This is a genomic window from Lysinibacillus sp. NPDC094403 (genome assembly GCF_050278745.1).
Taxonomy (GTDB): Bacteria; Bacillota; Bacilli; order Bacillales_A; family Planococcaceae; genus Lysinibacillus.
Window position 1 is genome coordinate 100,107 of sequence record NZ_JBNNTL010000006.1, and the last position, 13,537, is coordinate 113,643.

General features: G+C 35.6%; 12 protein-coding genes. 2 read left to right on the top strand and 10 right to left on the bottom strand.

From position 1 onward, the window contains the following. Positions 1–299 precede the first annotated feature (299 nt). The gene (locus ACQKMV_RS11785; protein ID WP_427504093.1) at positions 300–1,691 is read right to left on the bottom strand and encodes a PLP-dependent aminotransferase family protein; all 1,392 of its coding nucleotides are present in this window, start codon (positions 1,689–1,691) and stop codon (positions 300–302) included. A gap of 73 nt (positions 1,692–1,764) precedes the next feature. Here ACQKMV_RS11785 and ACQKMV_RS11790 point away from each other — a divergent pair, with 73 nt between their 5' ends. Beyond that, positions 1,765–3,012, top strand: coding sequence for an MFS transporter (locus ACQKMV_RS11790; protein ID WP_427504095.1), 1,248 nt, complete (start codon positions 1,765–1,767; stop codon positions 3,010–3,012). A 384-nt stretch (positions 3,013–3,396) separates the two neighbouring features. On the opposite strand, the gene ACQKMV_RS11795 is transcribed toward ACQKMV_RS11790, so the two are convergent. The 5 genes from ACQKMV_RS11795 to ACQKMV_RS11815 all read right to left on the bottom strand — a co-directional run bounded on the left by ACQKMV_RS11795 (position 3,397) and on the right by ACQKMV_RS11815 (position 8,504). Next, positions 3,397–3,942: an N-acetyltransferase family protein gene (locus ACQKMV_RS11795; RefSeq protein WP_427504100.1), complete on the bottom strand. Its 546-nt coding sequence runs from the start codon at positions 3,940–3,942 to the stop codon at positions 3,397–3,399. A 5-nt stretch (positions 3,943–3,947) separates the two neighbouring features. Further along, the gene (locus ACQKMV_RS11800) at positions 3,948–4,490 is read right to left on the bottom strand and encodes a cysteine hydrolase family protein (protein ID WP_427504101.1); all 543 of its coding nucleotides are present in this window, start codon (positions 4,488–4,490) and stop codon (positions 3,948–3,950) included. A 191-nt stretch (positions 4,491–4,681) separates the two neighbouring features. Then, positions 4,682–5,113: an NUDIX hydrolase gene (locus ACQKMV_RS11805; protein WP_427504102.1), complete on the bottom strand. Its 432-nt coding sequence runs from the start codon at positions 5,111–5,113 to the stop codon at positions 4,682–4,684. Between the two features lie 224 nt (positions 5,114–5,337). After that, on the bottom strand, positions 5,338–6,270 hold the full coding sequence (locus ACQKMV_RS11810; RefSeq protein WP_427504104.1) for a stalk domain-containing protein: 933 nt from the start codon (positions 6,268–6,270) through the stop codon (positions 5,338–5,340). 461 nt (positions 6,271–6,731) lie between these two features. Further along, positions 6,732–8,504, bottom strand: coding sequence for a glycerophosphoryl diester phosphodiesterase membrane domain-containing protein (locus tag ACQKMV_RS11815; RefSeq protein ID WP_427504106.1), 1,773 nt, complete (start codon positions 8,502–8,504; stop codon positions 6,732–6,734). 257 nt (positions 8,505–8,761) lie between these two features. Between ACQKMV_RS11815 and ACQKMV_RS11820 the strand changes: the two genes are divergently transcribed. Next, a complete protein-coding gene (locus ACQKMV_RS11820) occupies positions 8,762–8,980 on the top strand; it encodes a hypothetical protein (protein WP_427504107.1) in 219 nt (72 codons plus the stop codon). A gap of 432 nt (positions 8,981–9,412) precedes the next feature. Here ACQKMV_RS11820 and ACQKMV_RS11825 read toward each other — a convergent pair whose 3' ends face one another. From ACQKMV_RS11825 to ACQKMV_RS11840, 4 genes are all read right to left on the bottom strand, one after another. Beyond that, positions 9,413–10,987, bottom strand: coding sequence for an amidohydrolase (locus ACQKMV_RS11825; protein WP_427504109.1), 1,575 nt, complete (start codon positions 10,985–10,987; stop codon positions 9,413–9,415). Positions 10,988–11,000: 13 nt separating this feature from the next. Beyond that, positions 11,001–11,558 carry a biotin transporter BioY gene (locus ACQKMV_RS11830; RefSeq protein WP_427504110.1) on the bottom strand — a complete coding sequence of 186 codons (558 nt, stop codon included), beginning with the start codon at positions 11,556–11,558 and terminating at the stop codon, positions 11,001–11,003. A 312-nt stretch (positions 11,559–11,870) separates the two neighbouring features. Then, positions 11,871–12,605, bottom strand: coding sequence for an ABC transporter permease (locus ACQKMV_RS11835; RefSeq protein ID WP_427504112.1), 735 nt, complete (start codon positions 12,603–12,605; stop codon positions 11,871–11,873). Further along, complete coding sequence (locus ACQKMV_RS11840; RefSeq protein ID WP_427504113.1) at positions 12,605–13,519, bottom strand: ABC transporter ATP-binding protein; 915 nt, start codon at positions 13,517–13,519, stop codon at positions 12,605–12,607. Before ACQKMV_RS11840 ends, ACQKMV_RS11835 begins: the two co-directional genes overlap by 1 nt. Positions 13,520–13,537 lie beyond the last annotated feature (18 nt).

Here is a 13,537-nt window from a genome sequence, read left to right on the forward strand (position 1 = left end):
AGCATTGTTTTTCAAAATATTACACTTCAACAGTAATTATTATCCATATTTTCCTTACAATTCTTTATTTTTCATTCAGTATATTCTCAATAAATGTAAAAAATCCTCCTTCCGCTAAACTGCGCGGTTAGTTCAACAAGAAAAAAGTGCTACTCAATTTTCTCCAAGTAAACCTCCGTTACTTGAAGCAAATTCTTCACAAACTCTTCAACCAATCTTTGTAGAAATTCAATTGTTCAATAGTAGTAACAAGCTTAAAATCTTAACTTAATAGCGATGTGGTGCTACCTCTAATAAGATTACAACCAAACTTTTGCTAGTTGAGATATTCCTTTTATTATCTTTTCTTCACATAAATTACCCAATCCAAGTTGAATATGTGGATATTGTGGTATATCTTTCGAGAAATATTTTGAGCAAGGATAAACTACAATTCCATGTTCATATGCCCTTTCAATTAACATTTTTTCACTCATTTTTGTTTTAACTTCGATAATAACGAAAATCCCGGAGCTATCACCTTTTATTTCAACATAATTCTTAAAGTGTTTTAGTAATTCCCTATTCAATAGATTCATTTTACGTTTATACAATGCTTTCATCTTCCTTAAGTGTGGGTACCAATATCCTTCATTCATAAAGGTCGCCAACGTTCTTTGATGTATAGATGAGGATGTTTGCTCAAACAAAGGGAGTATCTTTTTATATTCACTTACTAGCCTCCTAGGCAAAACCATATAACTGACACGGATAGAAGGTAGCAATGCTTTTGAAAATGTCCCTAAATAAACTACCCTATCATTAGAATCTAAACTTTGAAGAGAAGGTATAGGCTGATGGATGTATCGAAATTCACTATCGTAATCATCCTCAATAATGTAACCTTCCACCCTTTTTGCCCATTGAATTAACTTTAATCTTTCATTGACGGGGATTGTTACTCCGTATGGAAAGTGGTGAGTAGGAGTGACATATAAAAGTCTAGAAGGTGACTGTAAAAGGCGATCGACTTGAATGCCTTGTTCTGTTACCGGGATTGGATCAATGATAAATGATTGAAGCGTAAATAGGTCCCTTGCTACATTATATCCAGGGTCTTCTACTGCCAGATAATGATAGTCTTGCTTTAGCAACAGCGACAAAAGTAATAACAAGTGTTGTGTGCTACTGCCAATAATAATCTGTTCAGCGGAAGTATTAACTCCTCTTGATTGAAACAAGTAATCTGCTAGTTCCTTTCTTAATTGAATATCGCCTTGTTTTTCTCCGTATGAAAACATGCTAGAGTCATTAATGCTTTTGTTTGTAAGCATTCTCCATTTTTTCAAAGGGAAGTTCTCTTGATCCACTGTCCCAATCTTAAAGTCAATAGTTTTTATGTCAGTTTGTTTTTTTTCATGATGCTGTTCTCTAATGGGTTCATATGTAAGCGTCTCATCCGATATAGTTGCATCTACAAAAAACCCCTTTTTGTTCTCACTTCGAATATATCCTTCCGATTGCAATTGTTCATAGGCTACCTGAGTTGTGTTTCTACTGACCTCTAATTGGAGAGCAAATTGTCTAATCGATGGCAACTTTGTATTCCTTTCTAATTTACCAGATAAAATCTGTGTTCGTATGTATTGATAAACTTGTTGGTACATAGGCGTGTTACTTTCTCTATTGATATTAAATATTAGTTCATTCATTATTGAAATACCTCATCTGTCATTTATGTTTATTGTAAACTGTACCTTTTAGAAATGTCAGTATATATGAATAATGAATTTAGAAAAAATTTTGATCTGGGAGGTGGAAATATTGGATAAACCCCGATTATGGACAAGGGATTTTATCAGTATTGCCATTACTAATTTTCTCGTGTTTACAGCATTTTTTTATTTATTGGTTACACTACCGATATATGCTTTAAAAGAATTGCATGGTGCCGAATCTGAAGCCGGACTTATTACTACAGTTTTTTTGATTGCATCCATCCTAACACGCCTATTTGCAGGTAAATGGATCGAAAAGGTAGGAAATTATACCGCTTTTATAAGTTCCCTCATTGTTCTTTTCGCAGCTTCAATTTTGTATTTTATTCCAGAATCTCTGATTGACTTACTAATTCTTCGCTTTTTTCATGGAATTGGTTTTGGAATGGCCACAACGTCCACTGGAGCAATTGTGGCCGACCTCATCCCGGAATCCCGTAAAGGAGAAGGTATGGGGTACTATGGACTAACGCTAAATCTTGCCATGGCAATTGGTCCCTTTTTGGGTTTGACTGTTATGCAACAAACAGAGGCAAATGTAATGTTTATCATAAATGTATTTTGTGCCCTCTTTGCACTCGTTGCAGGATTATTTGTAAAATTACCTAAGGTAGCTTTTATGCCAGAACGGGTAATTGAACGAAAAAAAAGTATGGAAATTGGATATTATTTGGAAATTTCCGCTATTCCTGTATCATTGGTCTCAGCTTTCTTTGGACTGATTTACTCTGGGATTATCTCTTTTGTATCCATATATGCTAAAGAGCAAAGTTTAGTGGAAGCTGCTGGTTATTTTTTTGTTGTGTACGCAGTGGTCCTTTTAATTTCCCGACCGTTTACTGGAAAATGGTATGATTTATTAGGGGCAAATATTATAATTTATCCTGCTATTTTATGCTTTGGAGTCGGTACATTCTTATTGAGTATATCGAATACGTCCTTGTTATTTCTTACATCAGCAGCCCTTATTGGATTGGGGTGGGGAACCATGTTTCCCAGTTTTCAAACCATTGCCATTCAAGTAGCACCTCCTAAAAAGAGGGCATTGGCTACGGCCACATTCCTTTCTATATATGATTTTGGGTTCGGCATTGGATCATTTATCTTTGGTATTGCCGCAGCTAAAATTGATCATGGATCATTATATTTTTATTGTTCTTTCCTTATAATAATCGGAATAGGGGTTTATTATTTACTGCATGGTAGAACACCTTCACATTCTATTGTGAAAGAGTTAAAGAAAGAGGTTACTTAGGTTATTTTTGGCCAAACGCAAAAATTCGTGAATATGTTGCATTTGTTGTTTTGCAGAAAAAAACAGTATAAAAAAATATGATTATTTTCACTATATTGCCGTGTATATAGAAGTTTAAGAAATAAGCTTTAATGTACAATTACTAATTGAAATAAGCTCCTTTTAAATTACTGCAACATTAGATTGATATAATTGTTGTAGTAATTAGGATCATCTGGGGTAAAAAAGAGGATAGATAGAGCGAATTCATTTTAGCTCTTCTATCCTTTAAATTTCTATATATATAATGTGTGACATTAAATAGGAATTCATTATTTAAAATAGTTTCAGCTTATAACTTGTCTTTTAATAAAACCTATTTGCTTAGCTGGGTTTATTTTGAAATTATGCCTTAATTCTTCCCATGACAATCGTATTATAATAGTTGCCATCTGAAAGGAGTTTATCATTTTTTAAGACGCCTTCAACTTCAAAGCCAAGCTTTTTATAGAGTAAAATTGCTTTGTCATTTGTCTCTATAACATGCAAGGCCATTTTTTTAATGTCATTAGCGTCAGCCCATTCTACCGATGTTTTTAAGAAGTTTTTACCTATCCCATAACGCCAAAACTCCTTTAATACACCTACACCGAAATCTACTTTATGAGCAAATCTTTTTAATGGTGATCCCTCACATCTAGAAAATCCGACGATACGATTATCGACCACTGCTACTAAACACAAATTCCTTGGACTTTTTGTGTCTTCCTGAATGATCTGTTCAAATCCTTTCGTATTGATGAAGCCTTCTCCTTGTTCCCTATCGAAGTTTTCCGTTTCGCCATCAAGTTGTAACCTTAAATCAGATAATGCTTGGGCATCTTCAACATTTGCGGGTCTAATTGTATAATGAAGTTCGTTGACATTATATTCTTGGCTGTTTATGAGCATTATTGTTACCCCTTTTTACTTATTTTGAAAAAAGTACGTGGCTGAATGTTCACGAATCGATTATGCCAAACGGACTCGTGGTGCTTTATAATTTGCTGCGCATTTAATACGTGACTATCTAGTGTGGTATGCGCCCCTTCAACTAAAATATTATGATGGTATCCACGACTATAGGCATTTCGGATGGTCGTATCAAGACAAAATTCTGTTTGAGCACCAGCGAAAATAAGCTGCTCAATATGTTGTTCCTGTAGATACTCCGCTAATTCCGTTTGGAAAAATGCATCCCACGATGTTTTTTGAATCACTTTATCCTCTGGTTGTCGTAGAAGTCCGTGATATAGATCCCAGCCTGGCTTGCCAAACGCAAAATCGTCGTCTTGATTTGAATCCGTATGCTGGATAAAAACAATCGGAACTTCTCTGTGCCGTGCCCAAGTTATTAACATATTAATGTTTTCTAATACTTTTTCATAATCAAATAAGTAATTTTCACTATCCAAAAAGAACGCTTCCTGCATATCCACTATAATTAATGCCTGCTTCATATAGTTCTCCTTTAAGAATCTGACTTTAATTCTCTTATTGTACAAAAATATATTTACCATTTAAAGAGAATTATGAGAAGTGAGGGATATTTTCATTTTTAGATGAACTTATTCAGGTGGGTGACTGATGAGCCACTTGAGGAGACACGATGTTGGTACGAAGGCGTTATCACAGGACGTGATGTTTACCTCTACCCCTGGGTTTCAAGGACTAATTTATCAGCAAGTTTTATATTCTCCTTTAAATAAATAGGTATACAAGAATTATCGAGTATTTGTTCAGTTGTCATCCACACGATACTGTCAACTTCATCAGGACTCTTTGCAAAGGCTTCTCCGAACTGATGATTACAAAGAAATACGATGTCTACTACACTAATACCTGCATTTGTCAGAAAGGAGGAACTATTAACATATCTTAAATTTGAAACCTCTACTCCAACTTCTTCGGCAATTTCCCTTATTAGAGTTCTTTCTAAAATATCTGTTGAGAACCCTTCCTTTTCTACCTTACCACCAACAAGAGACAATACTCCCCCTGCATGTTCTTCTTTTTCACTACGTTTTATTAACAGCCATTTTTTATTTTTGTATATTGCAGCTTCAACATTAACGATAAACATATAATTGCCTCCTAATAAAGTATATTATATGTATTTTCTGCATCAGAAGAGTCTTCTCCTTTTTCTATTTTTTCTACCGCAAGTATTATTCTGCATGGTAGGAGACATTGTAACGTTACCAAAAACGATTAAACGGCTTAAGCCCATTAGTTTAAAGGGATTAAGCCGCTCAAAATATTTTTTACTATTTCCTCCGTCACTTGACAAGGAGAAGTTCAATTGTTTTATTTCATTAATTCTTCAACAAATTCAACTGGTACATATGTTTTTGTTGGTTCTAATAAAGCTGGTGCTACTTCAAAATGACGAAGTGCTTTATTATAGCCATATTCTTTTTGACCACGTGTAATTGTATAAGATAATGCGCCTTTAGAGATAATAGCGCCTTTTCCTGTTGATTCTACTTTAAAGCCTAATTCTTCGGCTATTAATCGTAGTGGTACCATTTTAGTACCTTCAACCTCATAAAAGTCATTATTAATAATTTCTTGTACTGCAGCTTTAGATGGATCCACTTCACCTGGCTTTTGTGCAATCGTATCTAAAACGACAACTTTTGAAGGTGGTGTTTGAGCTGGGATGCTCATTGTTGCAATTGTATAGAACACTAGTAAATGTTGCTCAGCTAAATCCTCAGCAGTTACCTTTTTACCAGATAGGCTGAGTAATTCCGTATCTTTACCAACATTTAATTTTAGCGTGTTATCAGTATTCACTAATTCTTTATTGAAAAAGTCAACTTCAACAGTTCCCATTTCTTTTGTTTCAACAATAATTACCTCTGGATTATACTGTGGTGGATAAATCGTTAGCATTGGTTTATTTGCATACGTGTAAGCCGTTACTTTATCACCTTTTTGTAGTTTAACTTCTTTACCAGTATTATCGAAAACTAGTGTATCGTTATTTACGACAAAAACATTTGTATTTTCGTCCTCTTTAACAGTGTAGTATGTTGAATCCTCACGTTTTTCAACATTGTCAATTGTTCCAGCTATTTTAATAAAAACCGGCTGAACTTCTGGATTTTGCTCCTTATTATCAGTAGCGTTCGTCACAACCGCTTCTCCTTCTTTTGCTGATGCAGTTGGAGCTACTACAGCGCCCCCGATTAATAATGCTGACATGGCAAATGGTACGACTTTCGTCATTTTCATAAAAAAGCATCTCCTTCATTTCACGAATTCAAAGAAGTAGTCGATTAAAAAAGAAAAAGGTTACAACATTGCCAACATTTTTTAGTATTCCAATATAAAAGCCGCGATTCTTTTACGATTAAGAATCACGGCTGTCACTTATACTGTTTGAATCGGTTCGCGGGTATTTCCCTACTTCGCGCGAGTATTCCACCTTCCGCGGGTATTCCACCTTCGCGGGTATTCACTCTCCTTCCGCGGGTATTTCCTTGCTTCGCGCGGGTATTCACTTACCTTCCGCGGGTATTCCACCTTCGCGGGTATTTCCTTGCTTCGCGCGGGTATTCACTTTCCTTCCGCGGGTATTCCACCTTCGCGGATATTTCCTTGCTTCGCGCGGGTATTCACTTACCTTCCGCGAGTATTTCCTTGCCTTTCGCGAGTATTGCATAAAAACAGGTATTAAATTTAATCATTTAGAGTTAAAACATGAATTGCAGTAAATTTAGTATACGCTGTAAAAAATATTCACGCTCATTTTGCTTTTTTCGTATATCCAAAGCCATATCTGGGAGATCGGTTATGACTCCATTAACATTTTTCCTAATGAATTCGTGTAATGATCGATCTTTATTTAATGTCCATACAAACAAATCAATTTTTTGTTGTTTTAGCTCTGCGATTAATTGATCTGTTACCCATGCTTCCTCAAGTGCAATAAAATCAACTGTTTCATCCATAGGCCCGATATTTAATGCATAGACAATCCCAACACGTAAGTTAGGCGCCAATTTTTTTAACTGTGTCATCATTTGAGGATCTGATGATTGCACATAATACGTATCAAGCACTTTATATGCCTTTAGTTTTTCTACTAACTTGGGCAATAGATCTTCCGTTTCTTTACCATGAACTTTCAATTCAATTAGTAAGGAAACATTTAGAGTTTTTGCTATTTCGATAAAATCATCTAAAGATGAAATTTTGTCGTTAAAGCCATTAGAATGAATCGTTAATGTCTTTAATTCACCAAGCGTCATATTGGCGATAACACCATTTTTTCCTGTAAGTCTTCTTAATGTTTGATCATGAAATACAACGAATTGTCCATCTACCGTTTGCTGAATATCGATTTCGATTAGATCTGCACCTGCACTAGCTGCGCTAACAAGGCCACTGATCGTATTTTCCACATTACCCGTCGTGTAGCCACGATGAGCAATAATTTTTGTATCTGGTGCATAGACACTTTTCTCTAACGAAATAATATTCATCACACTTAATACGATGAAAACAACTAAAACGATGAAAGATAATGGCTTATAGTGCCTTTTCTTAAATTTCGGTGTGAACCTTGGCTTGCTTAAAATTGGCTTATTATATGCAGTAGCCACCATTACTTGTGAAAACATTGCTTGCAGTAAACTAAATAACATTATGAAGATCAGTTCTAAAAAAGCGAGTGTAATCCCCGCTGTGACAAGTGCAGTACTCGGTATCAAACGCTCCAAAATATATAATGGCAAGGTACTTATAAGCGTAATTCCAATCATTACAAGTAAATGAAGCGCAACAAGCAAAGCTAATATTCCAATGAGTTCAAACAACTTCCTATTTGATAAACGCCAGCTCTGTATTAATGAACGAAATAATGATATTCTGGGCTGGATTGTAAAGATCGGCAATGCAAAAATGCTACGTACCCACACTATTATTAACACAATTACAACAGTAGCATAAAGTAAACGGCCCGAAAGTCTGCTCATTATTTCATCTGTCAAAAAATGCGGAATGGACATTGCTTGAGTTAACGTTAGTGGAAATATAAATGAAGCTAATGGCAATAAAAATGCAATATATATAAATAAAAAAATGACTTGAATACTAAAAAAAGAAATAACCTTACGATTAAGCTGCTGCCATATATGTCGAAATCGATAGCGATTTCCCCGTTGTTGATAAAAGGCCATTAAAAAAAGAAAGCCCATTTCATAATAAATAAATAGCAATATGAGCATGATCAAAAGAATGATCATCGAGATGACAAAAGGATGCACCATAAAACTTTCAATATTTTGCTCCGTTATATGTGTATAGCCCGTTACCCGCAGCATTAGCTTAAATACGATAGCTGTCACCGGAACAATTAATAAAAACTGAAATAACCTAGTTAGTGCGAAAATCCGTAAATAATCGATGCGATATATATAAATATTGTAGATGGCATGTCGCATTACTTGTCCCGCTTTGTGCATTTACTCACCCCAGTTCTACCTATCGTATCCCCTATCTTAAGCAACTTTACGATTTTTATTAGCTCTTTCCTATATGATATGTAAAGCCATTTATTTCAAATTACTTTCTGCACTTAAAATTCAATTTGTCCCATATAATATGCGCGGAAAAATGATAAGATTTCAGTAATTAAGGTGTCTATAAATATTTTCTTGAAACTTTTTTGTATGCAACTCGGTAAATAATATGATCGATACAATTTGAAGGGGCCATAATTATGAGAGAAACAACGTTTAACTTCGGAGATATTATTAGTACAATCGTTCTTCTTGTAATTTTCTTCGCCATTTTTTTCGTCATGATTAATATGATTAAAAAAATGAAATCCACAGCTCCTCTGCCACCTCAAGAAACACTTGAACAAAAAGTAGACGATTTAACAACACGAGTGAAAATGCTAGAGCATCAAGTGAATGATTTATCAGAAAGACGATAGCTCCTAAAAAAATTATTGTTGAATGAAAAAACGCTGTAAAGGTTATTCTTTACAGCGTTTTTCACGTTCTTATAAAAATATTATGTAAATGAAGACAATAAATAATTTGTATCAATAAACAAAAGTTGATTTTCACTTCGAGTTGGGGCTTTCATCGCAAGCACGTCCCGCAGGAGTGCCACTCTCCGTGAAAAATCAACGGTTCCTCATCACAGGGAGAGTCGACAAGCTGAAACCAAATTAGATTTTAAAGCAATAATAAAAATTACTTACTATAAACTATCCTCACACAGTGACGGAAAACGCAACAGTTTCGACGCTCCTCACAAAAACTTAATGGCGAGATTGAAAAAGGGGCATAAAACATCTGTCCTGCCAATATGCTTTTGCACATCTGGCCCAAGCGGCTAACAAGCTAAAACGCTGTAAAGTTTATTCTTTACAGCGCTTTTCATAAACGATACGGCCATCAACAACCGTATAGGCGACTTTAACTTGTGGAATGTTTTCAATAGCTATCGTAAAAATATCCTCTTCTAGAACAGTGAAGTCTGCTGTATAGCCCTTTTCAATCTTACCTCGAACATGATCTTGAGCTATTACTTGTGCAGCTCCTACAGTATAGAGTCGTACTGCCTCAAAACGTGAAATTTTCTCTTCTGGACCGTAGCCATTATGAGATTCCCCAAAATTCCGTCTTGTTACTGCAGCATATATGCCATATAAGGGGTTGGGGACTTCAATCGGGGCATCACTGCCACCTGCAACAACTACTCCACGATCAAGGAGCGATTTTAACGGGTGCAAGCCTTTTGCTCGTTCCTCCCCTAACCTTGCTAGTTCTGCCACATACTCTCCTTGCACAAATTGTGGCTGCATATCTACTGCGACAGGCAACGCAGCAAGTCTATCTAAAATACCTTCATCCACCAAACTGCAATGAATAACACGATCTAATTGACCTTCACGAGGCGGATAGGCGGCAAATACTTTTAAAATTGTTTCAATGGCTAAATCTCCAATGGCATGCACTGCCACTGTTTGTCCATGCTGACGTGCAAGTTGAACATATTCCTCTAATTGTTCTGTTGAATGTACAAGCATACCGCAATTGTCTGGCTCATCACAGTAAGGTTCACGTAGGGCAGCGGTACGTCCTCCAAAGGCACCATCGATAAAGATCTTCATTGCACCAAACTCTAAATACGAAGAAAATGCTGTTTCCATCTTGGCAACTTCCTCAAATACCGTGTGGTGTTGTAATAAATGAGCTTTAAACGATTGCTTTGCCTCGACAATCTTTCGAAAAGCATTGATTGGTTGAAGCGGTGGCCCGTAATAACTTAAATCTTCAGAATGACCACCTACTAAGCCATATGATTGCAGCGATTTTACTGCCTTTTCGAGAGCATCCTCAATGTACTCAGGCGTTATATGGGGCATATGGTTAACAATCATATACAATGCTGAATCCTTTAAGACTCCTGTTAGCTGTCCATTCACTTTATCAATTACACCACCCTCTGGAGATGGTGTGTCCTTTGTTATTTCCGCAAATGCCAGCGCCTTAGAATTAGCCAAAATTAAATGATGACAGCTTCGCTTAATAATTAAATGTGCTTCCCCTAGAGCATCAAGCTCCGCTAATGTTGGGAAAATAGGAACTTCAAATTGCGTCTCATTAAGCCCTATCGCGATCACCCATTCATCAGCGGGAACTTCTAACATTCGCTTACGAATAATTGCCAGAAGCTCATCCTTACTTCTGACGTTCGAGACATCAATATGCTTTAATTTCTCCCCGTAGCCAATAATATGTAAATGACTATCGACAAAGCCTGGATACATCACATTCCCTTGTAAATCTTGAATAGAAGTAGCAAGTGGCAACAAGCTATCTACTGAGCCTGTCGCCACAATTTTTCCATCTTCTACAAGGACTGCTTCGACTGTTTCGCCAACTTGCGCCATCGTGTAAATTGTTCCACCTGTCCATAAGGTTGCCAAAACAATTCGCCTCCTATGCAATCGCTTCTATTAAATGTGCACTTTCTAAACGTCGACGAACAATTACGCCAACCCATGCTGCCAGAACAGCTTTTAAAATACCGACAATGATAAATGGTGCCACACCGCCCATAAATGCTGCAGTCCAACTTAAGTCTGCTGCAACTTTTAACCAAACCGTTCCAAATGCTAATGTCACAACCATCCCAATCAGATTCGCAGTAATAGCGTGGAAGATTGTAATGCCAAATTTATCTAAGTATAAGCCCATAATAACTGCCGTAACTAGGAAGCCTACAATATAGCCACCTGTTGGGCCAACCAAAATTGCAAATCCTCCCGACATACTACTAAATACCGGAAGACCTACTGCGCCAAGTAATATATAAATCAGTACTGAGAACGTACCAAGTCTTGTCCCTAAAATCGTTACGATTAAGCCTACTGCTAATGTTTGTCCTGTAATCGGTACAGGTGAAAATGGTAATGGAATGCTTACTTGTGCTAACACGGCGATAATCGCTGCACCAAATGCTGCCAACACATAATTATATGTACTACTCTTCTTCAAACTAAATTGCCTCCTTTTGTGCGTTAACTCACAGTATAAATAAGTTAACACAACGATAAAGCAAATGAAAACTGTTGTCAATCTATTTTGAAAAATTGCTATAAAAAAAGAAATTGCTATAGTGAACTAGCAATTTCTCCCATCAAAATTAATGATCAAATAGGATCATTTATACCAAAATACATATATTAACAATAGAGCCACTAGTACGAAACCTTGAACACATCCTATAGTCATCCACAATTTCTTATTACTATCTTTTCTTCTTATATTCTTTTCACTCATTATACTCTCTCACCTTTGTATTCAATTTTAACTCCATTTAAAAAAACGTATTGATAACATAATAAAGAAAATCGCCATTAAAAATAAAATTAATACATCTATCCATATTGGATTTACAGATTGACCTGTCCATGTAAATGTTAAAAGGTCATTCACATAATGTAATGGTAATGCTTTTGCAATTATTTTAAGAGGAATGGGTAAAATTTGATATGGTATAACTCCTCCAGATAAAAATGTTTGTAGATTTAAAGCTAACACACTTATTCCTGCTGCTCCCTGCATAGTAGAACTAATACCTGTTACTAATATTCCAAATGAAAATAATGCCGCCATACTTAATGCCAAAGCTCCAATTGTAGCTAACAAATACATAGGTGCCTGAACATGATAAATGATATAACCACTAGTGAAAGAAATAATTATACTAAAAAGGGAAATAATTACTCCAAAAACACAAAAAGATAGTATCATTCGTATAGAATGTAACGGTGTTGTTTGATAAGTCCTTAATAATTGAGATTCTTTATAACTTACAATTCGGGTACCTAAAGTAAATAAGGCCGTACTTAGAAGTGAAAGAGCAATCATATTCGGGATTAATAAGGTTTTGTAATTAACGTCGTCTACTTCGCTACTTCCAAACAAAAATCCTAAGAAATATATCATCACAAAAGGAAAAATAAATGTCCAAATCATTGATTGTAGATCTCTAAAAAACAATTTCAATTCTGTCAGCGTCAACTTTTGGATAGCAACCATTATTTTTTCCCCACTTTTTGAGGTAGACGAACAAACAAATCATCTAACGAACCCGTATTAAATCTAAAATCTTCAACAATCCAACCTTGATTATTAACTAGTTCAAAAAGTTTATGTGCCGTCCATTCTAGATCATCGGTGAAAATTTGATATAAATTATTTTTTAATTCTATCCTTAGTACACTTGCTATCTTTTGAACCAACGCTATATCTAATTGTTCACAAGCAACACAGATTGATTTTTCCTTGTTTAGGCTTTGGATAAGTTTTTTTGGTGTATTTAAACCAACTAATGTTCCGTGATGAATCAATGCAATTCGATCACAGAGGTGTTCAGCCTCTTCCATATAGTGTGTAGTTAACACAATTGTTGTTCCAGCATCTCTTAGTGAGACAATCAATTCCCATAGTTCTCTTCTAGATTTTGGATCTAATCCTGTACTTGGTTCATCTAAAAATACTATTTGTGGCGAATGTAATGTAGCTAATGTTAAAAGTAATTTTTGTTTCCAACCTCCAGATAAATTTTTAAAATAAGAATTTCGATATTTTTCTAGTTTTAACTTTTGGAATGCTTTAGCTGTATCAATTTGCTTAGAATAAAATGATGCAAACAATTCCACAGCTTCCCCTACTTTAATTTTTGGTTGCAGATTCGTATGTTGAAACATTACGCCAATGTTTTCTTTCATTTTTTTTTCATCTTTCCATGGATCATATCCTAGTACTGATACTTTGCCAGATGAACATTCTTGCAGACCTTCAATAATTTCAATAGTAGTTGTCTTACCAGCCCCATTCGGTCCAATTATGCCAAAAATCTCTCCTTTTTGAATAGAAAATGATAGATCCCGAATCGCTTCAAAAGACCCAAAAGATTTCTGTAATTTTTCTATTTGTATAATTGCCTCCATCACTATTCCCCTTTCAAG